Here is a 26,149-nt window from a genome sequence, read left to right as displayed (position 1 = left end):
GGTCACGGGCGGCGGGGAGTAGTTTTTCGAACGAACTTCTGTGTTCGGAATAGTCGCTTTGTTGGCCGAATGCGAAGCGATAGATTCGGTCGTCACGCCACAAGAGCACGATGAGTTTGTCGGGATAGCGAGCGCCGTAGGCGTCTGGCATGCCGAAGTCGAAGGCGGACTGCTCGGCGTAGAGTTCATCTGTTGGGTAGGTATCGAATTCTTTTTTGTAGGCTTCCAATTCAACTTCAAAATGTTTGTAGGGACGGTTTTCTCTTTTGAATTGACTTATAAAGTCCGCCAGCACAACGAGTTCGGTGCTTACTTTTCTGATTCTGGTTAATGTTTTGCGGAGATCGAGTCGTTGCTTTTGCAGTGATTTATATTTTGCGGGGTCCGAGCGAGATAAGTCACCTGTCATTATTTCTGAAATTTTGTCGATTTTGTTTTTTACTACACGTTCTTTTGCCACGGTTATGTCTGGGCGATGGCTGCTGACCAATTCGTTAAAGGTTTCTAAATCGGTTTTAGGTGAGACTTCAATGGTGACTAGACCGTATGCATCATTTGTTGGATCACTCCCGTAACTGAGCTGCTTGTCCGCCAAGCGTATATCCGGTGAATAAGTGGTGAAATCAGTGCCGGCAGTATAGGTCCATTGGTCGTTAAGCAGGTGCCACGTTAATTCTGGTTTTATGTCGAATACCGATCGCCCCAAGCACTCTGTTTGTGATTTAGACTCTCCAGTGCCGGCTTGCGCTACCAGTGAACTTATCAGCGCTGACGTAAATAAGGCATATAAGAAGTGAGTGGCATGCATCAGGGGCTTCCGTATCCAGTTGCTGATCGCTATTAACGGGACGTGTATAGCGTATTCGTTCGACGGCTAATTGCTGCGGTGCTGAGCAGATTATCCAAGTCGGACATTGAACAGATCTGCTCTATTGCGCACCGCAAGATTGCTTTCACTTACCGGTCAGCTTGTCCATGCCAGGTTGCAGGCGGAAGCTCTTTAGGATGTTGAGGAAGTCTTGCTTGCTCTGCTCAAAGGTTCTGACTTGTTTTGAAGCATAATTCTCGGCTTTCAATACTAGGCTAGGCTCCCAGCCTTTATTGGCCGTTCCGGCGGTTATGACAAAGCGTTCTGTGGAAGAGTTTTCATCGCCTTGTGGATCAGTGGGTCTGTAATACTTGCCACCCATAAGTCCTTCGCGCGAACCGATCTGCACCTTTGAAGGCCCGAAGGTTTGAATGACGCCGGCGCTTGGGAACGGGTTGGCCATGATCGGTGTGGTCAATATGGGCAGCAAGTCAAAAGCTTTGCCGATGTCATCACTCAAACTAAGGCTGTACAGCAAGTTCGGGTTGTCAGTGGGATGCCAGGCCATGGTAATTGAGTAGTGGGCTTTGCCATCATCGGCGATGAAGCCGAAAGGTAAGCAGAAGCCAGGCTCTTTGGGTATCTCAAATTCGGCGCGTGTGCGGAACCGTGCTAGCAGATCACGGGCGGCAGGAAGCAGTTTTTCGAACGAGCTTCTGTGTCTGGAATAGGCGCTCTGCTGGCCGAAGGCAAAACGATAGACGCGCTCGTCGCGCCATAGCAGGACGATGAGCTTGTGGGGGTGACGAGCGCCGTAGGCGTTTGGCATGCCGAATTCGAAAGAGGACTGTTCGGCATAGAGTTCGTCTGTTGGATAGCTGTCGAACTCTTTCTGGTAGGTTTCAAGTTCAAGTTCGAGTTTTTCAGTAGGTTTTTTTTGTTCTTTGAATTCAGCGATTAGGCCCGGTAATAAAACTCGCTCTATGGTTGCTCTACCCAACTTGTCAAATTTCTCCCTAAGCTCGTCTCTTTCATCCTCTAAGGATTTGTATTGATCAGGATCCGAGCGCGACAAGTCACCGGTCATGGCTACTGAAATTTCTTCTATTTTATTTTTTATAACTCGTTCTTTAGCCTCAACCACGCTTGGGCTATGTCTGTCGACCAATTTTTTAAATGTTTCGAAAGTAGTTTTTGGACTGACATCTATAGTGACGAGACTGTAAGCATCATTTGTTGGATCGCTGCCGTAATTAAGTTCTTTGTCCTCCAGTCTTATGTCCGGAGTGTAGGTGGCAAAATCGAGGCGATCGGTATAGTCCCACTGGTCGTTCAGTAAGTGCCATGATGTATCTTGATTGATATCAAATAGCGAGCGCCCTAGGCATTCTGTTTGTGATTTAGAGTCTACAGTGCCAGCTTGCGCTACCAGTGAGCTGATCAGCGCTGACGTAAATAAGGCATATGAGAAGTGAGTGGCGTACATCAGGGGCTTCCGTATCCAGTTGCTGATCGCCGTTAGCGTGGCTTGTAGAGTGTATTGGTAGATCATTCGCAAAACGTTCGACTACTAAGTTCCTGCAGAGCAGAGCAGATTATCCAAGTTAGGCATTGAAAAAATCTGCTCTATTCACGCACCGCCAGATTGCTTTCACTTACCGGTCAGCTTGTCCATACCCGGTTGCAGGCGGAAGCTCTTCAGGATGTTGAGGAAGTCTTCCTTGCTCTGCTCAAAGGACCTGACTTGTGTCGAAGCGTAATTCTGGGCCTTTAACACCATGCTTGGCTCATAACCCTTGTTGGCCAGACCCGCGGTCATGACGAATCGTTCTGTGACCTCAGTTTCTCCGCCTTGCGGGTCCGTGGGCTTGTAATACTTGCCGCCCATGATTCCTGTGCGCGATCCGATCTGCACTTTTGAAGGACCGAAGGTTTGAATCTCGCCGGCACTTGGGAACGGGCTGCCCATTATCGGCGTGGTCAATACTGGGAGCAGATTAAGGGCTTTGCCGATGTCGTCACTCAAACTCAGGCTGTAGAGCAGGTTCGGATTGTCAGTGGGATGCCAGGCCATGGTGATCGAGTAGTGGGCTTTGCCATCATCGGCGATGAAGCCGAAGGGCAGGCAAAAGCCAGTCTCTTTGGGTATCTCAAATTCTGCGCGTGTACGGAACCGCGCGAGCAGGTCACGGGCGGCGGGGAGTAGTTTTTCGAACGAGCTTCTGTGTTCGGAATAGTCGCTTTGTTGGCCGAATGCGAAGCGGTAGATGTGCTCGTCACGCCACAGCAGCACGATGAGTTTGTCGGGGTGACGAACGCCAAAGGCATCTGGCATGCCGAAGTCGAAAGAGGACTGCTCGGCGTAGAGTTCGTCTGTAGGGTAGCTGTCGAATTCTTTTTGGTAGGCTTTCAGTTCTGCGACTAATTTATCAGTGGGACGACCCTGCTCTTCAAACTGATCTATTAGCGCTGGTAGTAGAACGAGCTCTGAACTTACTTTGTCGAGTCTCTCAAGTGACGCATTAAGGTCTTTATTTTTTTTGGAGAGCACTTGGTGTTTGGCCTGATTTGATTTCGATAATTCTTCAGTTATCTCTGAAGAAATTTCGTTGATCTCACCCTGTATTACTCGCTTTTTTGCTTCAAGTGAACCATGGCTGTGTCTACGAACAAGTTTATTGAACGTATCGATGGTGGTTTTTGGAGTGACATCTATAGTGACTAAATGAAATGCGTTGTCGGAAGGGTCGCTTCCATAGCTCAACTGCTTGTCTGCAAGATTAATGTCGGGAGAGTAACTGCCAAGGCCGGTGCCATCGGAGTAGTCCCATCGCTCATCAAGCAGGTGCCATGTAATATCTTCTCGAGTTTCAAATACGGTACGCCCGAGACATTCTGTTTTGCTCGAGTCAGATGAAGCCTTAGAAGCAGCTTGGGTGTTTTGAAAGCCCGTCATTAGGATTGTTAGAAATATGGGCCAAAAGTGACAGTTGCGCATCAGGAGTTTTCCATCGTTTGTGTTTTGGCTGCAGATGCGATCAAGATTTTTCCGTGATTTTCACTTTGGATACTTGGCGTTATCTTGGCAAGAATAGTCATATTGAACCCAGAGTCATTATTTTCGTTTTTTGTCCAGTTGACCGGAAGAGCTGTGATAAAGCCAAGTATTTCTTCGGGCGCTTTGTCGGCGACTGGTTTTTTCCAGAATTCGCTTTCAAATGGCATAAACTCTCTTGCCCTGGCCATCGGGTTGGTAGTTTGTTTTGCGGTATTTTCTTTTTGTTTTATCCAGGTTGGCCAAATGGAATCGTAATTATTAGGGATGAAAGAGAAAGCTTTTTTGTACCGGGTTAAGTTTAGCAATGCCTGTTCTTGTATGCTCTCCCAAGTTTTTGGGGCGGCGGGTTCGTCAATCATTTTGCCTAAGAGTGTAGCTGGTTTGATTTTTACGTCCTGACCCTTCACGTCCAGAGCAAACAGCTTTCGCCATAATTTTTCTCGTAACTTTTTTACTTCAGGGCAAACAGGATGCTGTTTCTTGCCATCGACTGCTGCTGTGGCTGAGATATTGCCAGACACGATTACAGCTAATTCTGAATCTCGATCTCCCACTTGGCTGCGGTCATTGATGTTTGCGCTGCCAATAATAGCCACGCGGTCGTCAGCAATGAGTAATTTACTGTGGATATAAATCTGTTCAGTAACTGGCCGATCTAAATTTTCCCATGTGCGAAGGTTCAACAGCGTCAGATACTTCGACCACTTCATGGTTTCGTATACTTTAAGTTCGTTTGATTGCGCCTTGACAAACTCGATTGCTTTTTTCGCATGTTCTTCAGTGAACCCTCTATCCATCTGCTCCTTAATCGCCATCGCCCGCTGTACTCGTTTTATCAGGCTCTGCTCGCCCAGCGAAATGCTTTGCATCGTCAGGTGAACTTGGGTCATCAAGTTGATCGCGTTGAGCGGTCCTTCGGGGTGTACGGGAAGAACCATGTAGACATGGAAGTTCTCGCCCATTTCGATCGCGCGTTCAATTCGATCGGCCAGCGCTTCGCACAGCGGGTTTATCAGGGCGGTTTGTGGTGTTTGCAGGAGATTCAAGCTCTCGACGGTCGCCTGATTGGTCAAAACCTGCATGACGCCCTGAGTAAACGCCTCGGCCTCTTTGTTTCGTATCATCTCCGCCAATGCGAAATAATTGATTTTGTGAAGTTTCTTAGGGTCCTTTTCCACTTCGTCCAGTCGTAGCCGTTTCTTATAGGTTTCGTACCCTGGTAACCCTGAGATGCTCATCAAGCTTTGCATTGGTCCATCGACTACAGAAGGTGACTCCTTGGTCCCCTCGCCATACGCACTCTGAAAAAACTGGTTCTCAATGTAAATGAAATGCTGCGCCCCCGAGATCGCTTGCAGCATGGCCTGCATGCAATTTGCCTGAACGCCTGTCGGGGCGGAGGCTGGAGCTTTGGCGCCTGACTTGCTGGCGCCCTGGCGTTCTTCGGTTTGCATGCGCAGCGGAGCGCTTCGCAGTACTTGCATGCTCATTTTGCCCTTTGGTGCGACACGTTCGGGTTGCGCGAGGTAGTGCGGTTTGAACGGGACGGGCTCAAGGTTCTTGTCAGCGAACTTCAGCAGGCCGGTCAGCACGCTTGGCATCTTCTGCACTTTGCCGTCGAAGCGCGCCTGCAGACTGTTCCAGCGATCAATGAAATTGCGCGACAGGTCATAAACCGAGCTGCCTTCCAGACGCATATGCACGTCATGCCAAGGCATGCGCGGTTGTTTGATGCTGTCGAGCATCATGCCGCCGGGTGGCAGCAGGCGGGTCGCGGGGTCGGCCAGGTACGAATAGGGCTGGCCCGTTTGAGCATCGCTCAATCGGTCGAGAACCGAGTGCAGGTAGAGGACAAAAGGGGTGGAGATCTGTTCGAATTCCGTCATCGCCTTGGCGGTGATAATCGGCGTTGGCGTGTTGTTGAGCCAGGCATAAAACGCGCCCAGCCCTGTTTGCTGGATCCACAGGCTGGTGAGTTCGCTGCCTTCGTTCAATAGCTGCTCGCTGATTTGACCGCCGGACTTAATGACTTGGCCAGCCCAGGCGGACAAGTCTTGTTGAAACTTGTCCGCCTGCGGAGCAGCGCGCTCTACCCAGGTCTGCACTTCACCCTTGAGGCGGGTGACCTGAGTTTGCAACTTGGCGCGACCCGGCTGAGTGACCGCGGTCACCGCAGGAATTTTCTGTTGCGCGCGCACCAGCCAGTTCTCGACACGCTGCTGAATGGCCGAGGCTTGTTCCGGCTTATTCAGCGCCACACCGATAGCCTCGCTGATGGATTTGGCTTCCTGGCGCAGTTCAGTCAGGCTGCTGTCGGTTTTTTGCAGCGTCTGGACTTCATGATCAATGGTGCCGACGGCGCCATCGAGCGAGGTTTTCCATTGGCGCAAGCTTTTCTTCCAGCCTTCCAGATTGTCTCCGGTCAACTGTTGCTGGATGAACTCGGCAATGTAGATCACACCGCCGGTAGAGTACGCAGCACCCGCACCGAGCAAGCGCAGGCCGTCCTTGCCCTTTTCGGCGAACCATTCGCCGGCGTCTTTCTTGGCTTCCCGCAGCACGTTGAACATCTTGTTATCTTTTGCCCATGCCAGCTTGCGCTGGGCCTTGCTCAATACATCACCCTCCATCAAGGCTGCGCCGATCAACTCGACGGTGGTCATGTACGGGTATTGCTTGTGGGCTTCGATTTCCTTGATCGGCGGGATGCACGGGTTGTAAAACTCGTTGGCGGTTCGGCCTTCGGCGGCCAGACGAAAGTTGTTGTCATCGCGGCGCCCGTAGGCGAGGTCGATCCCACCGACGTAGGCGATTTCGTTGTCGATCACCACCATCTTCTGGTGATGGGAAAAGAACAGACCAAGGGTGCCCATGTCACTTTGCTGGATCGCCGGCAGGCACCAGACTTTCTTCTTCGCGAGACCGGCATTCAGAACAAACGCGGCCACCATGGTTTCCAGATCACCGGTATCAACGGCGGCCTTCGGCGACAGCCAAGGCATGAGGTAGATGTCCGGCGCCGCGCCTTTGTGCAACGCATGGTGCAAGCAGTCCCACAGCCGGGTTTCGCCCTCCAGCCGCACTTCGTAGTTGATCTGCCAGCCGGAAATGAAGATGGATTTCTTAGCGTTTTTTATCGCATTGGCGACATCTTTGAAGTAGTCGCTACCGGTGGTGAAAAACTTCACTTCGTTGCCCGGGCGCTCAGGTGAGAACGCTTCGCCGTATTTGGCATTGCCTTTGATGAACCAGCCAGGAGCGGAAGTAGCGGTGTAGGCATCGCCTTCTTTTGAGTTCAGTTGGTTCAGTTGCTTGGGCTGAACGCCGTTCAAGTTGCTCATGCCTTAAATCCCTTTAATTTGTCGAAGAGTGCAATGCCGTCGGTCAGTGACAAGTTTTCGAAGGCGCTGAGTTTGTCTGTGCCGGCTTGTTCGTGACGGGCGTCGGAGTGGGGCTCGCTGCTGAAGTCCATACTTGCCAGTGCCAGCAGTTCACGCTGTTCTTCAGACCAGCCGGTGTCGGTATGTGCCTTGAGCGCAACGCATTGACCTGGATATACCAGCCAGAACATTTCCGGATTTTGTGGGTATTCGAGGGACAGCTTCTTCTGAACAGCATCGGTAAGGGTGACTTTGCCTTCGTCATCGGTTTCGCCTTTGGCGATGACGTCGCTTTCCGGCACGCGACCGATTTTTTTCCAGGTCGGCTCACTCATTTTGATGATGCGCCACGGTGTGTTCGCCAATGCAAAGGCGCCTTCCCCCGGGCGGTCAGCCAGACGAATGTCAAAGCGCAGGTTCTTCACCGGGGCGGGTGGGACTGGCGATCGTGTGTTGCCCTGAGCGCGATCCATCAGGCTGCCGGCCTTATCCTTGTCCGCCGCGACCGGCAGCACTGGCGGCTTGATGCCAATGCCGGAGCCGGATCCCGCCGAGCCACCCGCATTGATCTTGATCACCGGCCCAACCACCGTAACCCCACCGCCATCGAGCTTGATAAAGCTCCCACCCCCAAGAATGGTCAGCTCCGTCCCCGCCTCGATAACGATCTTGTCCCCTGCCTTAAGGTGAATCTCTTTCCCCACGCTGGTGAGCTGCGCAGTCCCCAGCTTCATATGCTGGTTCTGCCCAATCGTCAGGTGATCATCCAGCTTCGCTTCAACCTTGCGATCGGAGATCGTGGTGCGGTGTTCTTCAGCCTTCAGCTCTGTGTAGGTGTTCTTAACTACCGTGTCGTGACGTTCATTACCGACCCGAATCTTCTGGTCATGCTCAACGTTTTCATCCCAATCACGCTGCGCATGAATGTAGATCTGCTCCGCACCTTTCTTGTCTTCGATGCGCAGCTCGTTGTAGCCACCGCCCCCCGGAGAGCTAAGGGTTTTGAACACGCTGCGGGTCTTGTTCGCCGGCAAGGCGTACGGCACCGGGTTTTCCTTGTGGTACAGGCAGCCGGTCACCAGCGGTTGGTCGGGGTCGCCTTCGAGGAAGGTGACGAGGACTTCCATGCCGATGCGCGGGATGCTGATCGCACCGTAGCGGTCGCCGGCCCAGGAGCTGGAGACGCGCAGCCAGCAGCTGGTTTTGTCGTCGGCCTGGCCTTCGCGGTCCCAGTGGAATTGCACTTTGATACGGCCGTACTGGTCGCAGTGGATTTCTTCGCCTTTGGGGCCGGTGACGTGGGCGGTCTGGCTGCCGAGCACGCGCGGTTTCGGGTGTTCCAGCGCGGGGCGGTAGAACACGTCCCACGGGGTGGCGAGGAAGGTGTTGCGGTAGCCTTGGTGAAAGTCGTCCTTGTTGTCGGTGGTGTCGCTGGTCACGCCTTCTTCGAGCACTTGCGGCTGTTTGCCTTCGTGGACGATTTCGGTGAGCAGCCACAGGTCGTTCCACTCGCTACGCGGGTGGTCGGACATCGCCATGAAGTGGCCGCTGACCAGTTTGGTCTGGTCGCCGCGACCTTCGGCCTGGCGGTAGTCGGCGCGATGGCGTTCGAGGGCGCGTTGGCTGAGGAACTTGCCGCGCGCGCGGTCGATGAAGCGGCCGGGGTAGTCGTAGTCTTCGAGATCCGGCTCGGCGTCTTTGCTATCGAGAGCGCCTTCGGGTTTGTACGCGGCTTCCATTTGCAGGCGTGGCTTTTCGAAGTCGTAGTCGCGGCGCGTGGTGCGGCTGGTGCGGGCTTCCAGGCGCAGTTTGAAGCCTTTGATCACCGGTTCTTCGGCGACCATGCCGCTACCTTGCACATAAGCGGTCGGCTGGCCGAGCTTCTGGAACACGGTCTGGTCATCGCCGAACACCAGCAGGTGGCCTTTTTCGCTGTGCTGGAAGTGGTAGTGAATGCCTTCCTCTTCGCACAGGCGCTGGACGAAATGCAGGTCGGTTTCGTCGTACTGCACGCAGTAGTCGCGATCCGGGCACGGCTGGCTGAGCTGGAAGCTGTAGGCGTTGCCTTTGATGCCGTGTTCTTCGAGGATCAGCGCGATGATTTTCGGCGCTGACATCTGCTGGTAGATGCGCTGGTTGGTGCGGTGATGCAGGTATTGCAGTTGCGGCACCATCGACACTTTGTAGCGGGTCAGGCGCTTGCCGGCATCGCCTTGGGCAACGCGGTAGATCTGGCCGTGGATGCCCGAGCCTTGTGGATCGAATGCGAGAAACGCCTGCTTGTGCAGCAGTTGTTCGAGGTCCAGATCAGGGTTTTCGCTGACCAGTTCGAGGTCGAAACGATACGGCTGGCTGATGCCTTCGGTGCCGGTGAACGACAGCACTTGCAGGTCGCCGACGTAGTCTTCGACCTTGAGGCTGAAGTGGGTTTCGTTAGCTGGGTTGAACATAAAGTGCTCCCTGTTCGAATGTCATCCGTTACGCCCGAAGTCGCAGACGTTGCAGCCAGGACGAAGTGGCGCCCAAGGCGTCACGCAATTGTTGGGCAGTGACGGTGCGCTCTGCCGGGTTGAAGCTCAGCGCGGTTCGCAGCGCTGGCCAGCCGTGTTTCGGTAAGTTCGCCGGTGCTTGCAGTTCGCGCTCCAGGTGCTCGTCGCGGGCCTGGGTCGAGGGCAAGCGGCGGAACGGGTGTTTGCCGCCCGCCAGTTCATAGATCACGCAGGCCACGCCGTATACGTCCGCGCTGGCCGACAACGGTTGGCCCTCAAGCAGTTCGGGGGCGGCGTAGCCTGGGGTCCAGGCGTTGAAGCGTTCGCGGCTCAGGTGCGGCAGGCCGGGCATCACGCCCTCCTCTGCCTGACCGAGGCCGAAGTCGAAGAGGCGCAAGCCGTCTTCGCTGAGCATGACGTTGCTCGGTTTCATGTCACCGTGCAGCACGCCGCGACCGTGGGCGTAGGCCAACGTGTCGAGCAGCGGCAGGACGATGTCGCGCAGTTCGTTCCATGGCAGGCCGAGGGGCCGCTCGCAGAGCAATTTGTCCAGGGTCAGGCCACGCATGTATTCCATGGTGATGAAGGCCCGCTGGCAGTCGGTGTCGACTTCAAAGGTGTGCGCACGCACGACGTTGTCGTGGCGCAGGCGTCGGGTCAGGGCGAACTCGCTGTAGAGCAAGGCACTGGCGTCCGGCGATTCGGCAAATTCTTCGCTGAGGATTTTCAGCGCAATGTAAGGGTCGGGATCACCGAACTGTTCGTGCAGCAGATCCCGCGCCCGGTAAACGGCGCCCATGCCACCGGCCCCGAGCAGACGCTCGAGGTGGTAGCGACCGGCGAGTACGTCCGGCAGTGCACCGATGCTGGCCTTGGTCGGCGCCAGCAAAGGTTCTGCCTTGTTCTCCTTGGCGAAGGCGAAGTAGGTCAGGTTGTTGGCCTGTTCTTCGCTCATCAGCAAGTCATCGACTGAGGATTCGATTTCAGTCATTGGCGGATCACCACGGCTGTCAGGTTGTCGCGCGCGGCGCCACGCAGGGCGCCGTCGAACAAACGTTCCAGCGCCACGTGCGGCGCGCTGAGGCTGAGGGCGTTGCCGAGGGCATCGCTGCTCAGGCCCTGATACAAACCATCGCTGCAGAGCAAAAACGCATCGCCCGGATAGACCTCGAGTTCCAGGACATCCAGGGTCAGTTGTTCGGCGGCGCCAACAGCTCGGGTCAACGCCTGAGCCGCCGGGTGCGCTGCCGCTTGTTCGACGCTCATTTGCTGTTCGTCGATCAATTGCTGTTGCAGCGAATGGTCCTTGGACAGCTGATACAGCCGCTGCCCACGCCACATGTAACAACGGCTGTCGCCGGCCCAGATGCAGGCCGCGCGATTGCCTTCCACCAGCAGCGCCACGACGGTGCTGCCCATGATGCTGTCGTGACGTCCGGCGGTGACCGTCAACTCCTGCCCCAAACGCCGGTTCAGCCAGTGCAGGCACTGGCGGATGGCTTTGAGGCGTTCGTCGAAGTCCTCGTGTTGCGGCAGTTCAGCCAGGCTGGCGACGATCAACTGGCTGGCGATGTCGCCACCCTGATGACCGCCCATGCCGTCCGCGACCACCCACAGCCCCTGCTGTGGCGAGTCGAGGAAAGCATCTTCGTTGCGCGCCCGCACCTTGCCCGGGTCGGTACGCGCCGCGCTGCGCCAGGCACTGGCCACCAGCATCAGAGCTGCACCGGCATACGGAAGGTGCGCAGTACGCCCATGTCGAACGGGTTCGGCGTGCGCTGGCTGGTCAGCAGGTAGTTGGCGCGCAGGCCACCTACGTCGGCTTTCAGCACCAGCACGTCGCGACCGCTCAGGTACTCGGTCTGCATCAGGTCGAACAGACGGAACAGCGACCATGGGCCGGAGTTCTTCTCGATGCCGATCGGGCGCCCGGCCATTTTGTCCATGACCAGACTGGTGCGACCGTCTTCAGCATCGGTCGGCCATTTGAACGACATTGGCAGGATCGGACCGTGGCGGTATTCCATGGTCTTGTCGCCGAACTTGAACTCGGAACGGCTGACCGCCGGGTCGAGGGTGTACGGCTCCAGTTTGAACTGCACGGTCGGCTCGGCCGGGTTGATCGAGAAGAAGCTCTGACGAATCGTCAGCGCCGCTGCCATCTGGTCCAGATACATTTTCGACACCGGCAGGCTGTGGCCGTCGACGCTGCGCATGCGGTAGTTGCCCGGATCGCCGCTGACGAATGGACGCATGTAGCTGTCGAAGAAGCGGTCGACGGTGCCTTGCGCTCGGAAGAACTCGCGGAAATCGCTGATCGCCACGTCGCTGGTGCTGCTGGCGCTGAACGGATAACGCTTGCTGATGGTTTTGCCATACACGCTGTACAGCTCGTTCTGATAACGGCCGTTCAGGTATTGGTAAGCATCGTTCAGCACCAGACGCCACGAGTCTTCGGCCAGCACGTTGAACCACACGCTGAGCGGACGCGGCAGACGGCTGGACGCATTGCGCAGGTTGGTCAGCGCATCACGCTGGCCGCTCATGCGGGTTTTTGCCATTTCGAACGCGGCTTGTTCCGGCGTGCTGGAACGGGCCAGACCGGCCAGTTGCAGTTGCAGGTCATTGAGCGCGCTCAGCGCTGGCGTCAGGTCCGCCGCCGGGCCGTTGTTGTCATCAAGCAAACGATGCAGCGGTTCGAAGCGGCGTTGCAGCGACTTCTTCGCGGTGTCCGGCAGGGTCTTCGCCACGTTCAGCGCCGAAGCCTTGTCCGCTGCGGCGGCGGCAAGTTTGCCAACCTTACCCAGTTTGCCTTTCTGCCCGGCCAGCGCATCAGCAGCGTCGCCAGCTTCTTCGACAGGGTCTGCAGCCGCCTGGAAGCGGGTGTTCTCACGCACTTCAGTGAGCAATGCCAGCACCGGCGAGTTGGCCGAGGTCAGGCCCGCCAGTTGCTCGGCGCCCTCACCCGCATCGCTGATCGGCGGCAGGGCCACCTGGCCAACCGCTTCGCTCCAATAGTTGGCGTAGTCGCGGAAGTACAGTTGCTCCAGCTCGACCATCAGGCGACGCAAGTCCATGTCGCTGATGCCCGCGCCTTCACCCAGTACCCAGTTGTCACGCAGGATGTCTGTGACCAGCGCCGAACCCTGTACCGAGAAATACTGCTGATAACCGGTTTGCGTGTAGAACCCCGGGATCACGTATTCGGTGCCGATAAACAGCGAGCCTTGTGGGCCGAGGTGTTGGCTGAAACGATAGTCCGGCAGGTTACGCGCCTGCTCGCGGAGCATGCGGTAAACCACCGTGGCCAGCGATTCGCTGCGCAAGACCTGACGCGCCTGGGTAACCAACTGATCGTTCAGCGGGTAGATAAACGGCTGCTTCAGCAAACGCTCAAGATGCGCGCTCAAACCGTTTTGCACAGCGGTGTTGCCGGTGTAGCGCGTCGACCAGTCAGTAGCGACCCAGTCCTTGAGCCACGCCGCATCGCGACGGTCCTTCATGTTCAACATCAGGTACGCACGCAGGCTGTTGAGCAGGCGGTCGCGGTCCTTCATGTTGGCGCGGATCTGCCCTTCGAGCATGGTTGCAACCCGTGGCAGCAGTTGCTTTTCAAGCTCGCGCTCGTAAGCCTCTTTGACCACTGGATTGACGTCTTCACCCTGATACAGACCACCACGTTCGTGGTACGAAACGTCGCCCTTCTTCGGGAACACCTGCGTCGCGGCGTAGCTGCTGTCGAGGGTTTTCAGTACGCCCATGGCGTCATCACGCGGCGACAATGCCGTGCGTTGTTGCGTCCAGTTCTGCGCCAGATTGCGCAGGTTTTCCAGACGCTCGTAGTTGGCCGAGAAACCGCCCGCCCAAAGCATACCGAACAGTGCCAGTGCCGCCAGTGCGCCGACGTATAGCGCACGCTGGCCCCAATGAATACGGCTGCGTTCGCGCTTGTCCAGACCAGCCAAATCGGATTCGGGGAAAATCACTTGGCTGAACAAGTGATGGATAAACCGCGAACGGCCGCTGCGCAGGGTCGGCAGCACGCCGGCGCTCATGCCGAGGCTGGCACCGATGCCGGCGGTGGTCGCATCCATCTCTTGGGTCAGGTGCGGTGCGCTGGTCAGGTAGAAACCACGCAGTTGCGTGGCACGCTGATAACGGTTGCCGGTGAACGCCATGTCGACGAACAGGCACAGGCGCTCGCCGATCTGCCCCAGTTGATGCGGGAAGTCGAGGATGCGGCCACGGCGCTGAGTGTCGCGCTCGGAGTGCATGCGCATGATCACTTGGCTGTTGAGGCGCCGCAGCAGTTCTTCGAACTCGTTGCGCAGCACAGCGACGTCGGTGCCGACCTGATCCTTGCGGAAACTGGTGCCGAGCACTTGATCGCTTTCTTCGCGGGTCAGTTGATCGAAGAACTCGTCGAAGCCGAGCAGCTTGTCAGCCTTGCTCAGGACCAGATAGACCGGCACGTCGACGTGCAGTTTCTGATGCACGTCTTGCAGACGGCCCCGAATCTGGCGCGCGAGGGTGTCGATGTCCTGCTCACTGCCACCGAGCAGGGTTTCCACCGGAATGGTCACCAGCACGCCGTTCAACGGACGCCCGCGACGACGCTTGCGCAGTAGCTCCAGCAGCGTTGTCCAGGCACCGCCGTCGACTTCCACATCCGGTTGCGTGGTGTAACGCCCGGCGGTGTCGATCAGCACACCGTGGTCGGCGAAGTACCAGTCGCAATGACGGGTGCCGAGGGTGTCGCGGGTCAGCTTGCGGTCGATCTTGTTGATCGGGAATTCCAGACCGGAAAAGTCCAGCAGACTGGTTTTGCCCGAGGCCTGCGGACCGATCAGCAGATACCACGGCAAGTCACTGCGCCAGCGTTCGCTGCGGCCGCGATACAGACTCGACGTCTTCAGGGTTTTCAGCGCGTCTTTGAAGCGCGCCTTCAACTCCTTCTGTTCTTCGTCGATCAGCTCTTCGCGGCGAATGCGGTCCTGGCCGTCCTCGCTTTCTTCCTCGGCTTTCTTGCGGATACCGCTGCGCCAGCTGACGAAGACCATGGTCAGGCCCCAGATCAGGAACAGCACAGCGATGGTCAGCAAGCGCGAGGTCGGACTCTCCCAGAACTTGTAATCATCAACCGCCAACAACGGGCCGACGAACCACACCAGCAGCGCCACGAACAGCACCAGCAGCAAGGTCCAGACCCAGGTCTGGCGCAGGAAGGCGCCGACTTTCTTGAAAAACTTTTTCATCACACGTCCCTGTTTACGGCTGCGACTGCGGTTGCACCGCGGCCGGATCAAGCGGCTGATAAGGTTGCAGAACGGTGTCGCGCTGCTCGCCCAAGACCCAGGCGAAGCCCGAATACATCACCACCAGACAGACGAAAGTGAACAACACCACCATCCACGCCGGCACGATGCGCACCAGGTTGCGACGCTGATCGTTCAAGCCTTCCCAGTGTGGCGACAACTCGCGCGGCACGTCGCCACGCAACTGACGGATCTGCCGGTACAAGGCGTCACGGATGCCTTCAAGCTCGAGCATGCCGCGTGCCTGTACGCGGTACTTGCCCTCGAAACCGAGGGACAGACACAGGTACATCAGCTCGAGCATCGGCAGATGCTTGACCGGGTTCTTCGACAGTCGATCGAGCAACTGGAAGAACTTCTCGCCACCAAAGGTCTCGTTGTGGAAGCTGCTCAGCAGGCTCATCTGTGACCATTCGCTTTCGTTGCCCCACGGCGTGGTCACGACAGCTTCGTCGACCACGGTGCAGAGCACGTAACGCGCGGCCATCACCTGGCTGCTTTCGGCGCCGTTGTGCAGGGCGCGTACTTCAAACAGTTTGAGCCCGGCAGTCAGACGCTCGTTGAGTGCGTACAAGTCTTCGCGGGTTTCGCTGTGCTTGAGACGCACCACTTCCGAGAGCAGCTCGGACGAGGCGGCGACCAGCGAATTGAGGCTGATGTTGAACGCTTCCGCCGGGCGCAGGCGCGCGGCGTAGATCATGCGTTCTTCCAGTTGCTCGAAACGCGGCGGCGCGGCGAAGTCGGTCAGCGGACTCGATGCCGGTCCGTGGCCCTGACGATCGAGCAGGACGGTTTTGTCGTCCTGGTTGTAATCCGTTTCCTTGATCATGTCGGTCAGTTCCTGATGGCCCAGAATTTCAGTTCAAGCTCGGCGAATTCGCCGGACACATGGAACGCGAAACCGCCGGAGCGCTCGAGTTGTGCCAGGTCTTCGGAACTGAGTTCGAGGATGAAATAGGTTTTGTTCGAGTGGAACGCGATCTGCCGTGGGGCCACCGGCAACGGTTTGACCTTGATCCCCGGCAAGTGCAGGTTGACCAGTTGGCGGATACGCTCCACCGGGCCGACCTTGAGGTGCGCCGGCAAGCGATGGCGCAGTTCTTCGGAGTCGCAGTTGGCACTGGCTGCCAGCACGAACGAGGCCGAGCCGAGCAGTTTGTGGTCGTGCAACGGCGAGACGATGATGCCGTACTGACGCGCTTGCAGGATCAGTTCGATGGCGTGCTGTTCGAGCACCATCGACAGCACCTGACGAATCGCTTCCATCAGTTTGCGGAAGCTCCCGCCCTGATCGGCGTGGGAGTAGCGGCTGTCCAGACGCGGACGTTTGCTCTCACCGGAGAAGGTCGCCAGATCGCCGAGCATGGTCAGCAGCGTGCGGTACAACTCTTCCGGGTGTACCTGCTCCAGGCCGAGGTAGTGGCGCAGCAGCAATTCGGTGCGGTTGATCAGTTGCAGCATCATGAAGTCACCGACCTCAGCACCGCCGACCTTGCCGTTGGAGCGAATCCGCTCGGCAATCGTGTCGCCACGGTGGTTGAGCATACTGATGACTTCTTTCAGGCACGACAGCAAGTAGCTGGAGGCGTGGGCCTGAATGTAGGTCGGCACGAAGTCCGGATCGAGGCTGATCACGCCGTCGGGCGTGGTATCGAGCACGTCGCAGATCTTCAGCTTGACGTAGGCCTGATCGCTCTGCTGCTCGCCGAGCAACAGTTTGAAGTCCGGGCGACCGCAGCTCACCTGGCTGGCGGAATCGTCGCCGGCGTTGGAGTCGGCCACTTCGGCGTCGTACGCGGTGTAACGCGCAAGCACGTCGGATTGCTCCGGACGGCGCGACTCGATGTGGTTACCGGTGACCAGCGGCAGCGCCAGGTAGATCGGCGTGTTACCAGTGTTCGGCGGCACGTCCAGCGCCAGCGGCTCAGTGTTGCCACCGAGTTCGAACAGGCTGCCGTCCGGCAGAATCCCCGAGGCTTCACTGATCACCAGTTTGCCCATGTTGAGGAACTGCAAGTCGATCTCCAGATTGAGGAAACCCCAGGTGTAGCCACCGAGCAATTGGGTGCGAGTTTTCATCTGGTGATCGTAATAACGATCGTTGTGCTGGAAGTGCTGCGGACGCAGCAGCATGCCTTCCTGCCAAATGACTTTATGGGTATTCATGATCAGTCATCCGCCTTGGCGAGCACTTGATTGGTGTTGCGGATGCCGGTCTGATCCAGAGTCAAATCGACTTCGGTAACTTCCAGCGGAGTGATCTGAATGGTGTGGCGCCATTGGGTGTCCGGCAAGTCGCGGTAAGCGGCGAGAACGCCCACATAAAGGCTGCCCTCTTCCACCTTGAGCTTCATCTCCACGGTTTCACCCGGGCGCAGCTCGAGTTCTTCGCTGGCCACCAGATCCGGGTTGAGGGATTCCTTGGCGCGTTCGTAGAGGCTGAAGAAATCAGCGTTCTCGAAGGTCACCGGGTGCTTGAGTTCGAACAAGCGCACGACGATCGGCGACGGCCGACCGTTGAGGTCCGGGTTGAGCTGATCGCTGCCGGTCAGCTTGAGGTTGATCTTGGTCACTTTCGAGTACGGCGACAGCGACGAGCAACCGGCGAGCAGCACCAGCACGGTGAGCGCAGTCAGCGTCTTGAAAAAAGTGGTCGAGCGGCGAGACATGCGCATCATCCTTGGTGGTCGGTGTGGAGGGTGGAGATCAGGCGGATCTGTTCTTCGTAAGCCTGGGCGAAGTCGCGGGCCAGCAGACGCTCGCTCCAGTCATCGTCCTGACGCAGCGCCTGGTGATAACGGCCGAACGCTCTCCAGCGCCCGCCCGAGGTGGCGATCAACGGCTTGCTGTCACGCTCGAAACGCAGGGTCAGCTGCTCCGGCGAGAAGTGCTCCAGCGTGCCGCGTACGGCGGCGCGGCTGGCGGTCAGCAAGGCCACTTGATGCGCCTGTAGATCGCGGAACGCGCGGGAGATGGCTTGCTCGGCCGGCAGATGACCGGGCTTGCTTGGCTGCAACAGAATCTGCAGGGCTTCGCTCGGATCGACAGCGAATTTCAGCGGGTTCTTGTTGGTGCCTTGCACGGTGGTCTGGGCCAGACGCAGTTCGTTTTTCAGCTCCGAGCGGGTACGCAGGCTCTGCTGCAGACCGCCGATGCTTTGGCGCAGCAAACGCGCAGCGTTCACCGCCAGGGCTTCGCGTTCGTCGTGGCTGAGGCCTTTGACGTCGACACCCAGCGCCGCACCGAAGTGCTCCCAGAAACCTTCGCTTTGACGCTCAACGGCTTTCGGCGCCGGAGCGGGCTCAGGTTCGACGGGGGCTGCAATCAGCTCCGGCACCATCAGGCTTTCCATGTCGATGCGCGCGTAGTCGGCACGCTGACGGGAATCCTCAGGCTTGGTGTTCGGCGCCAGCAGTTCGTCGATTTCCGAGTACACACGCTCTTGCTGTTCGAGGGCATTGAGCGGGTCGAGATCGAGGAACGCGTCGTCGGGAATGATGCTGCCAGCGGCGCGTGGACGACCGACTTCACCGTCGAAGGTCGCCGGGTCACGGACCAGGCGCGCGCGAATTTCGAAGTCGCCCAGCACGTAGGTGCTGCCGTGCTCGATGCGTACCGGTTCGCCTTTGTGCAGACGCGCACCGCTCTCGCCGTCCTGGACACCGTTGCTGCTGGTATCAGTCAGGAAGAACGTGCCTTCGCGGTAGCTGACAATCGCGTGGTGATTGGACAGGTGACGCTTGCGGTCAGGGATGATCCAGTCGCAGTCCTCGCCCCGCCCGATCACGCCGCCGGCCTGTTTAAAGGTCTTCTGGCACAACTCGGTGGGCACGAACTGCTTGGTGTTCAGCATTTCGAAAACCAATTCCATGTTTGATGCTCCTTGCGGTCACTTGCCGCGATTGACCGCTTGCGGATCACCCAACGGGCGATAGTCGTTGTCGTTGAATTTGTAATTACCGCTACAGCCGCCAAGGCCGCATAGAACGACGAGGGTCAGCAGGACAGCTTGCCAGTGACGAACAGACATCAGAGGGTCTCCAGGTGTAGACAAAGCACAAAGCGCCGACCCTTGCGGGCGGCGCTGAAATTGGTTTTTGCGAGGATTTCGATGACGTTTTGCCTACCCATCGAAATCTCCCAGATTGATGTTCAAACGGCCGAGCCGATACAGCAGCGTGCGTCGCGGCAGGCCCAGTTCGCGGGCGGCGAGGGTCTGGTTGCCGTCGTTCTTGCGCAGACAATCGAGCAATAAAGTGCGTTCGACCTGCTCCAGACGTTCGCGCAAATTCAGGTGGCTGTTGTCTTCCGGCATCGGCTCCATGCGCAGGGAGAAGTGCTCGGCCAGCAACTCGCCGCCTTCGCACAACAGCACCGCACGCTCGACCAAGGCCTTGAGTTCACGCACGTTGCCGGGGAAGTTGTAGCCGGACAGGTGTTCCAGCGCGGCACCCGACCAGCGCACCGGATCGCGCTGCAAATACGTACAGGTCTTCTCGGCGAAGTGCTGGGCCAGTTCGAGGATGTCGCCTTCGCGCTGACGCAGCGCCGGCAGCTCGATCGGGAACTGCGCGAGGCGGTAGTACAAGTCCTCGCGGAATTTGCCCTCGCTGACCAGCGTCGACAGATCGCGGTGCGTCGCGGCGATGATGCGCACGTCAATTTTGTGGGTGTCGTTGGAACCCAGCGGACGAATCTCGCCTTCCTGCAACACACGCAAAATCTTCGCCTGCAACGACAGCGGCATATCGCCGATTTCGTCGAGCAACAGCGTGCCGCCATTGGCCGCATCGAACAGGCCGGCGCGGTCGCGGTCGGCACCGGTGAAGGCGCCTTTGCGATAGCCGAACAGCTCGCTTTCCAGAAGATTTTCCGGAACCGCCGCGCAGTTCTGCACGATGAATGCCTGAGACCGACGCGGGCCGCAATCGTGAATCGCCCGCGCCACGACTTCCTTGCCGGTGCCGGTTTCGCCACGCAACAACACGGTGTACGGGCTGTGCAGGACTTTGCTGATCAGCGAATGAGTCTGGCGCATCGCCGCGCTTTTGCCGATCAGCCCGTAGCCACTGATGCTCGGCACGCTGCGCACAACCGATGCCGACTCTGCCAACGGCTGACGCAAGCGTTGCAACAAATGCAACTGGCCAAGCACGAACGAGCCAAGTTGGCCGAGGGAATCAGCGAAGCCTTGCAGGTGGGTACGACGACGGCTGGCGCACAGCAGCAAGCCTTCGACCGCCTTGTGCTGATTGACCAGTGGCACGCACAACAGCGACTGCCACGGCGAGGTCGCCGCCGGCAGAAAACTGGTTTCGTGCAGGCTGCCGCTCAAGTCGTCGAGGCACACCACGCGGTTCTGGCACAGGGCGAATTGCAGCAGTTGCTCACCGTTGTAATCCGCCGGCAGGCTCGCCGCTTCACGCGGTTGCAGGGCGCCGTCGAGGCATTCGGCGTTCATCCCCAGGCACGTGTGGGTAGCGTCGAGCAGATACAGCTGCGTCAATTCGCACCCGCTCAGCTCGGCCAGACCGCGCACGAAGTCACCCAGCAACGCAGCACCGTCCGCCGCCCGCGACAGACTGGCGAACTGCGCCAGCAACGCTTCGGCATAGACCAGTGGCTGCGGCACCTGAGTGAACATCACACCCACCTCAGGCGAACTCGCAGGTCACGCTGGCATCGCCGTCGATCGTGGCGTGCACGCGCTTGAGGCTTTCACCGGTGGCCATGGCGTCGAGCAGACGATCCGCCACCAGCGGCAGCACGTGCTGATCGAGCAGATGGTCGATCAGGCGCGCGCCGCTGTCGCTTTGCGTGCAACGCTCGGACAGGTGATCGACGAGGTTCTGGCACCAGCTGAAGTCCAGTTGACGACGATTGAGGCGCTCGCCGAGACGACCGAGTTTGATCTCGATCAGCTCGCGCAGCACCGGGCCGCCGACCGGGTAGTACGGCACCACTTTCATCCGCGCCAGCAGCGCCGGTTTGAAGTGTTTGCTCAGCACCGGGCGAATGGTTTCTTCGAGGACTTCAGCGGTCGGGCGTGCGCCGTTTTCGCAGAGGTCGCTGATCTTGTCGCTACCGAGGTTCGAGGTCATCAGGATCAACGTATTGCGGAAGTCAATCTCACGACCCTCGCCGTCGTTGGCCACGCCTTTGTCGAAGATTTGGTAGAACAGGTTGAGCACGTCCGGGTCAGCCTTTTCGACTTCATCGAGCAACACCACCGAGTACGGTTTCTGGCGTACGGCTTCGGTGAGCATGCCGCCCTCGCCGTAACCGACGTAGCCTGGTGGTGCGCCGATCAGACGGGAGACGGTGTGCTTCTCCTGGAACTCGGACATGTTGATGGTGGTGATGAAACGATCACCGCCGTACAGCAAGTCAGCCAGGGCCAGCGCGGTTTCGGTTTTACCAACGCCGCTCGGGCCGACCAGCAGGAACACACCGACCGGCGCGTCAGGCTTGTTCAGACCGGCAGCGGTGGCGCGCATCGAGCGATCCAGTGCGTGCACGGCTTGTTCCTGACCACGGATGCGCGTGCGCAGGTCGGTGGCAAAGCTGGCGACTTTGGCGTTGTGTTCGCGGGCCAGTTGCGCCAATGGCACGCCGGTCCAGGCGCTGATCACTTCGGCAACCAGACGCGGGCACACTTCGAAACTGACCAGACGCTCTTTGACTTGGGCGGCGGTCAGGGCGCTGTGGGTTTCGTTGAGCTGGGCTTCCAGCGCTTCGACGCTTTGGCCTTCTTCGACTTCGGCGGCAACGGTTTCGATAACAGTGCCTTCGGCGTCTTCTTCAACGGTCACCACTGGCTCAACGGCTGCCGCTTCACGAGCCTTGGCCAGTTGCTGACGCAGTTCCAGCAGGCGCTCGGCCAGTTGTTTCTGTTCAGTCCACAGGGTTTCCAGCGCGACCATTTCGTCTTCGGCTTCGTCGAGACGTGCTTCCAGTGCCTCCAGCGCTTCGTGGTCGATCAGCAGACCGGCTTCGGCATCGCGGCGCAGGGCTTGGCGCTGACGGCCACCTTCAGCCAGTTCGCCACGCAGGCGCTCAAGACTTTCCGGGGCGGCGGCGAGGCTGATGCGTACGCGGGCGCAAGCGGTGTCGAGCACATCGACGGCTTTGTCCGGCAGTTGCCGACCGGCCAGATAACGTGCGGACAATTCCGCCGCCGAGACCACCGCGTCATCACGCAGATAGATGCCGTGGCTCTTCTCGTAAACCTGGGCCAGACCACGGAGGATGGTCACCGCTTCACTGACGGTCGGTTCGTGCAGTTGCACCGGTTGGAAACGACGGGCCAGCGCCGGGTCTTTCTCGAAGTATTTCTTGTACTCGGCCCACGTGGTCGCAGCGATGGTGCGCAGTTCGCCACGGGCCAGCGCTGGCTTCAGCAGGTTGGCCGCGTCGGAACCGCCCGCGTTGCCGCCCGCGCCGATCAGGGTGTGAGCTTCGTCGATGAACAGAATGATCGGCTTTGGCGAGGCTTTGACTTCGTCGATCACGCCTTTGAGGCGACGTTCGAACTCACCTTTGACGCTGGCGCCAGCCTGCAGCAAGCCCATGTCCAGCGACAGCAGCTCAACGCCTTTGAGCACTTGCGGCACTTCACCGGCGGCGATGCGCGAAGCCAGGCCTTCGACGATGGCGGTCTTGCCAACACCGGCTTCACCGACAACGATCGGATTGTTTTTGCGGCGACGGGCGAGGATGTCGACCATCTGCCGGATCGCGCCGTCACGGCACAGCACCGGATCGAGTTTGCCGTCGCGGGCCTGTTGGGTCAGGTTGTGGGTGAAACGCTGCAACAGCGATTCGCCCTGTGCCACTGGTTTGCCGTTGGCCGCCGGTTGCTCCTGTTGCGACAGGGCAAATTCCTTCAGGCGGTCGATGTTCAGCTTGGCGAGCAGCGGCTGATAACGGCTGCCGGCATAGCGCATCGGATTGCGCAGCAGGGCGAGAATCAGTGCCGCATCTTCAACTTGGGTCTGGCCCAGTTCGAGGTTGGCCACCAGCAGCGCGTCTTGCAGCCACTGCACCAGTTCCGGGGCGAACACCGGATTACGCGAAGCGCTGTGTTCGACGCGCGATTGCAGCGCGGCGCTGAGCTCACCGGCGTCGACGTCGGCATCCTGCAGTGCGCGCGACAGCAAACCGTTCGGACGCTCGAGCAGGCCGAGCATCAAATCTTCGACGAGGATCTTGCTGCCACCACGGGCCACGCAACGCTCGGCAGAACGTTCCAGATCACGACGGGTTTCGGCGTCCAGCGCCTGGATGAGTTGTTGCAGGTCTACGTTGATCATGGCTCACGTCCTTAATGAATTTTGCTGCCCAGGGTCACCACGCCGTCCGCTTTCTCGCGGCCCAGCCAACTGGTCCAACCGAGGCGACAGGCGTTCTGCTCACCGATGCGCAGTTCGCGGATTTCTTCCTGGCGCAAGACCAGGCGGATGTCGTAATCGAGCGGGTCACGCAGGGTGAACCGCACCAGCGCGCAGAGCGGCTGGTAACCGAAACCGATCGGCAGGAATTCATGGAATCGCTGCCAGTCGAGCTCGGTGATGTGAATGCGGAATTTGCCGCTGCGGTCGCGCACATGCTCGCCGAGCACCAGGTCTTCACCGAGCAGGCTGTTGGCGCGGCCCAAACGATTGCGCTGCTCTTCGAGAATTTCTACGCGGCGCTCGATGCACTGCTCGATGACCAGGTCTTCGTGCTTGAAGTAGTAACGCAGCACGGCTTCGATCAACGCCGCCGAGTGCGCCCGCAAGCTGAGCAGACCGAGGTACGGCAGCAGACGTTTCCAGTTGAGTTCCTTGGCCTTGCGGATCTCTTCGCCACCCAGACCGATCAGGGCGAACAGCTGCGAGGAGAACGGGTCAATCGCGCCACTCTGGAAGCTTGCGCGGTAGCGATACTTGCGCCAGATCGGCAGCATCAGCCGTTGCAGGCGATGGTGGAACAGGTCGAGGAAGTTGCGTGTCGGGTTGCCGTCCTCGCTGTCGCCCAAGGCTTGTTCGCCGTAGAACGCCGGCAAAGGCGAACCCGAGCCGACCAGGCCGATCAGGTTGAAACGCATGCGCGCGCGCATCTGCCCGTGTTCTTCGAAAAACTCCACGCGATCAACGTCGCTGCGCGGAAAGCCCAGGCTCGGGTTGGCCTGAAACTCCACGTGGTCGTACAGATCGTCTTCGCTCAGGTACGGGTGTGCCTCGCGCAGCCGGTCGATCACCAGCAGCACGGCCTGAAACAGCGAGTACTCGCGTATTACCTTGGTCAGCCCGCTTAAAGCAGGGGCTGCAGGCCCATACGTGGTGTCCATTGGTACACCTCTCCCTGTGTGCTTTTTACGCGCAGTTCATGGAATGAATTGAGACTGGCGTAAAGCGCGAAAAACTCGTTAAGAACCGAAGCGAAAACGAACAGGTCGCCTTCGCCGATGTACCCTTCCGGGTCGATGGTCAGCTCGGTGCGCAAACCACGCACCGGCAGCCCACGGTGCAAGCGGTCAACGTGGTGATGCTTGATGTGCTTGAGGCCGCCGAGCAGGCGTTTGCTGACCTTCTCCGCGTGCTGGTCGTAGTAGCGCGGCAGGTCGTAGGTTTCGAGAATCACCTTCAACGCATTGACGTCGGCCAGCGACAGATAGTTAAGCGACATGTTGCTGATGAGCTTCCACAGGAAGTCACGGTTCAGCGGTGGCGCGAAACTGGAAGTCGCCGGGGTGATGTTGCGGAAACTGAGGAACTCCGGCGTCTCTTCGCAGGCCATGCAGATGTCGCCGAGCTTGAGCTTGCGCGGCAGGTTCTGGTTGGTGCAGATCAGCTCGATCGACAGGGTTTCATGGGCTTCGGTATGGCGGATGCCGAAGCTCAGGTAAGTGTCGAGGCCGTCGTGCAGCAAGGACGAGCGCTGGCGGATGCTGTAATGCGGACGGCTGTTGGGCACGTCGAAACTCGGGTCGTGCTCGAAGGATTCGAACGGCACGTATTCCTGATAACCGAGGCCGCCGGGCTTCCAGCCGGTGACGGTTTCGACCGAAAACACACCGCAGTTTTCCAGATCGTATTCCGCTGGCAGCAGCAGGTATTCGTCCTGCTTGCCGTCGAGGCGGATCGGCAGCGCGTCGTGGGCGAACAGGTTGGCAATCGGCGTGCAGAACAGCTTCACGTTATCCAGGGTCGGCCGCATGCGCATGATGCCGCTCTTGCGAATATCGAAGCGCAATTCGAGGCCGCGCATCTGCTTGAGGGTGTCTTCCGGCAGCGCGTTGATGATGTCCAGACCGTTGACGTCGACGAACAGGAATTTGTCCTGGAAGGCGAAGTATTCCTGCAGGTAGCGATAGCCACGGAAAGTGTTCAGCGGATACGGGATCAACGCTTCTTCTTCGGCAAAGCCCACCGGTTTGACCCGATCACCGGGAATCTTGAACGCCATCGGCTTGCCGCTGACGCCGTCGATGGGTTTGCCGGCACCGTCGAGCGGGATCAGTTCGATGCCTTCGAGGTTGCGCAGCAGGCTCAGGTAGAGCATCTGGCTGATATAGCGCTCACCGGCAAAGTGCAGACGCAGTTTGCTCAGTTCCAGCTCACCGAGGTGGCCGTCAGCGCTCATTTCCAGACGCAGGCTGAGCAGCGAACCGTCGCCCTTCACCGAGTAGTTCAGCGCGGCCAGATCCAGTGGCAACACGTCGGTCGGGTAGCAGGTGCGGAAGCGGCAGCGCACGTCTTCGATCGGTTTGCTTTCAATCGGCGTATCACGCTCGACGCGCAACGCCGGCCCGGATCGCTTGAGCGGGTCGAACTGCAAAATACTGAACGCCGGCAGCGGGCGCATGTAGTTCGGCCACAGCAATTGCATCAACGAATGGCTGAGTTCCGGCAGCTCGTCATCGAGCTTCTGGCGCAGACGCCCAGTCAGAAACGCAAAGCCTTCGAGCAACCGCTCCACGTCCGGATCCCGCCCGGCCTGGCCCAGATACGGCGCCAACGCCGGACTACGCTCGGCGAAACGGCGACCGAGTTGGCGCAGTGCGGTGAGTTCGCTTTGGTAGTAGTGGTTAAAGGACACGGGTTACCTGCCTGGTA

General features: G+C 58.6%; 17 protein-coding genes. All 17 read right to left on the bottom strand.

Annotated features, from left to right (window positions below):
• A partial coding sequence (locus M5G26_RS16450; RefSeq protein WP_273915967.1) for a hypothetical protein occupies window positions 1–808 on the bottom strand: 808 nt, incomplete at its 3' end.
• Between the two features lie 145 nt (window positions 809–953).
• Window positions 954–2,294, bottom strand: coding sequence for a T6SS immunity protein Tli4 family protein (locus M5G26_RS16445; RefSeq protein WP_146033693.1), 1,341 nt, complete (start codon window positions 2,292–2,294; stop codon window positions 954–956).
• A gap of 165 nt (window positions 2,295–2,459) precedes the next feature.
• Window positions 2,460–3,806: a T6SS immunity protein Tli4 family protein gene (locus M5G26_RS16440; RefSeq protein ID WP_102901474.1), complete on the bottom strand. Its 1,347-nt coding sequence runs from the start codon at window positions 3,804–3,806 to the stop codon at window positions 2,460–2,462.
• Window positions 3,806–7,207, bottom strand: coding sequence for a hypothetical protein (locus tag M5G26_RS16435; protein ID WP_273915966.1), 3,402 nt, complete (start codon window positions 7,205–7,207; stop codon window positions 3,806–3,808). The genes M5G26_RS16440 and M5G26_RS16435 overlap by 1 nt, the downstream gene beginning before the upstream one ends.
• A complete protein-coding gene (locus M5G26_RS16430; protein ID WP_273915965.1) occupies window positions 7,204–9,696 on the bottom strand; it encodes a type VI secretion system Vgr family protein in 2,493 nt (830 codons plus the stop codon). Before M5G26_RS16430 ends, M5G26_RS16435 begins: the two co-directional genes overlap by 4 nt.
• 28 nt (window positions 9,697–9,724) lie before the next feature.
• The gene (locus M5G26_RS16425; RefSeq protein ID WP_273915964.1) at window positions 9,725–10,726 is read right to left on the bottom strand and encodes a serine/threonine-protein kinase; all 1,002 of its coding nucleotides are present in this window, start codon (window positions 10,724–10,726) and stop codon (window positions 9,725–9,727) included.
• A complete protein-coding gene (locus tag M5G26_RS16420; protein ID WP_038359322.1) occupies window positions 10,723–11,451 on the bottom strand; it encodes a PP2C family protein-serine/threonine phosphatase in 729 nt (242 codons plus the stop codon). Before M5G26_RS16420 ends, M5G26_RS16425 begins: the two co-directional genes overlap by 4 nt.
• Window positions 11,451–14,990 carry a type VI secretion system membrane subunit TssM gene (tssM, locus tag M5G26_RS16415; protein ID WP_273915963.1) on the bottom strand — a complete coding sequence of 1,180 codons (3,540 nt, stop codon included), beginning with the start codon at window positions 14,988–14,990 and terminating at the stop codon, window positions 11,451–11,453. The genes M5G26_RS16420 and tssM overlap by 1 nt, the downstream gene beginning before the upstream one ends.
• A gap of 13 nt (window positions 14,991–15,003) precedes the next feature.
• Window positions 15,004–15,879 carry a type IVB secretion system protein IcmH/DotU gene (icmH, locus tag M5G26_RS16410; RefSeq protein WP_016985783.1) on the bottom strand — a complete coding sequence of 292 codons (876 nt, stop codon included), beginning with the start codon at window positions 15,877–15,879 and terminating at the stop codon, window positions 15,004–15,006.
• Window positions 15,880–15,884: 5 nt separating this feature from the next.
• Entirely contained in the window at window positions 15,885–17,216 is a 1,332-nt protein-coding gene (gene tssK / locus M5G26_RS16405; protein ID WP_007920300.1) for a type VI secretion system baseplate subunit TssK, read from the bottom strand.
• Between the two features lie 2 nt (window positions 17,217–17,218).
• Window positions 17,219–17,719 carry a type VI secretion system lipoprotein TssJ gene (gene tssJ / locus M5G26_RS16400; protein ID WP_273915962.1) on the bottom strand — a complete coding sequence of 167 codons (501 nt, stop codon included), beginning with the start codon at window positions 17,717–17,719 and terminating at the stop codon, window positions 17,219–17,221.
• 5 nt (window positions 17,720–17,724) lie between these two features.
• Window positions 17,725–18,921 (bottom strand): type VI secretion system-associated FHA domain protein TagH, encoded by a 1,197-nt coding sequence (tagH, locus tag M5G26_RS16395; RefSeq protein WP_273915961.1) that lies wholly within the window; start codon window positions 18,919–18,921, stop codon window positions 17,725–17,727.
• A gap of 18 nt (window positions 18,922–18,939) precedes the next feature.
• Complete coding sequence (locus M5G26_RS16390) at window positions 18,940–19,080, bottom strand: hypothetical protein (RefSeq protein ID WP_007920296.1); 141 nt, start codon at window positions 19,078–19,080, stop codon at window positions 18,940–18,942.
• Window positions 19,081–19,173: 93 nt separating this feature from the next.
• On the bottom strand, window positions 19,174–20,694 hold the full coding sequence (locus M5G26_RS16385; RefSeq protein WP_273915960.1) for a sigma-54 interaction domain-containing protein: 1,521 nt from the start codon (window positions 20,692–20,694) through the stop codon (window positions 19,174–19,176).
• A gap of 10 nt (window positions 20,695–20,704) precedes the next feature.
• Complete coding sequence (tssH, locus tag M5G26_RS16380; protein ID WP_273915959.1) at window positions 20,705–23,362, bottom strand: type VI secretion system ATPase TssH; 2,658 nt, start codon at window positions 23,360–23,362, stop codon at window positions 20,705–20,707.
• Window positions 23,363–23,373: 11 nt separating this feature from the next.
• On the bottom strand, window positions 23,374–24,381 hold the full coding sequence (tssG, locus tag M5G26_RS16375; RefSeq protein ID WP_034152087.1) for a type VI secretion system baseplate subunit TssG: 1,008 nt from the start codon (window positions 24,379–24,381) through the stop codon (window positions 23,374–23,376).
• Entirely contained in the window at window positions 24,345–26,132 is a 1,788-nt protein-coding gene (gene tssF, locus M5G26_RS16370) for a type VI secretion system baseplate subunit TssF (RefSeq protein WP_007920286.1), read from the bottom strand. The genes tssG and tssF overlap by 37 nt, the downstream gene beginning before the upstream one ends.
• Window positions 26,133–26,149: the final 17 nt, after the last annotated feature.

Origin of the sequence: Pseudomonas sp. TNT2022 ID642, assembly GCF_028656995.1 — a bacterium.
Lineage (GTDB): Bacteria > Pseudomonadota > Gammaproteobacteria > Pseudomonadales > Pseudomonadaceae > Aquipseudomonas.
The sequence above is the reverse complement of the archived record's forward strand: the minus strand, read 5'-3'. Positions and strand labels throughout refer to the sequence as shown.

Bases quoted from the DNA above. Each gene is read 5' to 3' on its own strand.
- M5G26_RS16445 (WP_146033693.1), bottom strand. From the start codon at position 2,294: ATGTACGCCACTCACTTCTCATATGCCTTATTTACGTCAGCGCTGATC.
- M5G26_RS16440 (WP_102901474.1), bottom strand. From the start codon at position 3,806: ATGCGCAACTGTCACTTTTGGCCCATATTTCTAACAATCCTAATGACG.
- M5G26_RS16435 (WP_273915966.1), bottom strand. From the start codon at position 7,207: ATGAGCAACTTGAACGGCGTTCAGCCCAAGCAACTGAACCAACTGAAC.
- M5G26_RS16430 (WP_273915965.1), bottom strand. From the start codon at position 9,696: ATGTTCAACCCAGCTAACGAAACCCACTTCAGCCTCAAGGTCGAAGAC.
- M5G26_RS16425 (WP_273915964.1), bottom strand. From the start codon at position 10,726: ATGACTGAAATCGAATCCTCAGTCGATGACTTGCTGATGAGCGAAGAA.
- M5G26_RS16420 (WP_038359322.1), bottom strand. From the start codon at position 11,451: ATGCTGGTGGCCAGTGCCTGGCGCAGCGCGGCGCGTACCGACCCGGGC.
- tssM (WP_273915963.1), bottom strand. From the start codon at position 14,990: ATGAAAAAGTTTTTCAAGAAAGTCGGCGCCTTCCTGCGCCAGACCTGG.
- icmH (WP_016985783.1), bottom strand. From the start codon at position 15,879: ATGATCAAGGAAACGGATTACAACCAGGACGACAAAACCGTCCTGCTC.
- tssK (WP_007920300.1), bottom strand. From the start codon at position 17,216: ATGAATACCCATAAAGTCATTTGGCAGGAAGGCATGCTGCTGCGTCCG.
- tssJ (WP_273915962.1), bottom strand. From the start codon at position 17,719: ATGTCTCGCCGCTCGACCACTTTTTTCAAGACGCTGACTGCGCTCACC.
- tagH (WP_273915961.1), bottom strand. From the start codon at position 18,921: ATGGAATTGGTTTTCGAAATGCTGAACACCAAGCAGTTCGTGCCCACC.
- M5G26_RS16390 (WP_007920296.1), bottom strand. From the start codon at position 19,080: ATGTCTGTTCGTCACTGGCAAGCTGTCCTGCTGACCCTCGTCGTTCTA.
- M5G26_RS16385 (WP_273915960.1), bottom strand. From the start codon at position 20,694: ATGTTCACTCAGGTGCCGCAGCCACTGGTCTATGCCGAAGCGTTGCTG.
- tssH (WP_273915959.1), bottom strand. From the start codon at position 23,362: ATGATCAACGTAGACCTGCAACAACTCATCCAGGCGCTGGACGCCGAA.
- tssG (WP_034152087.1), bottom strand. From the start codon at position 24,381: ATGGACACCACGTATGGGCCTGCAGCCCCTGCTTTAAGCGGGCTGACC.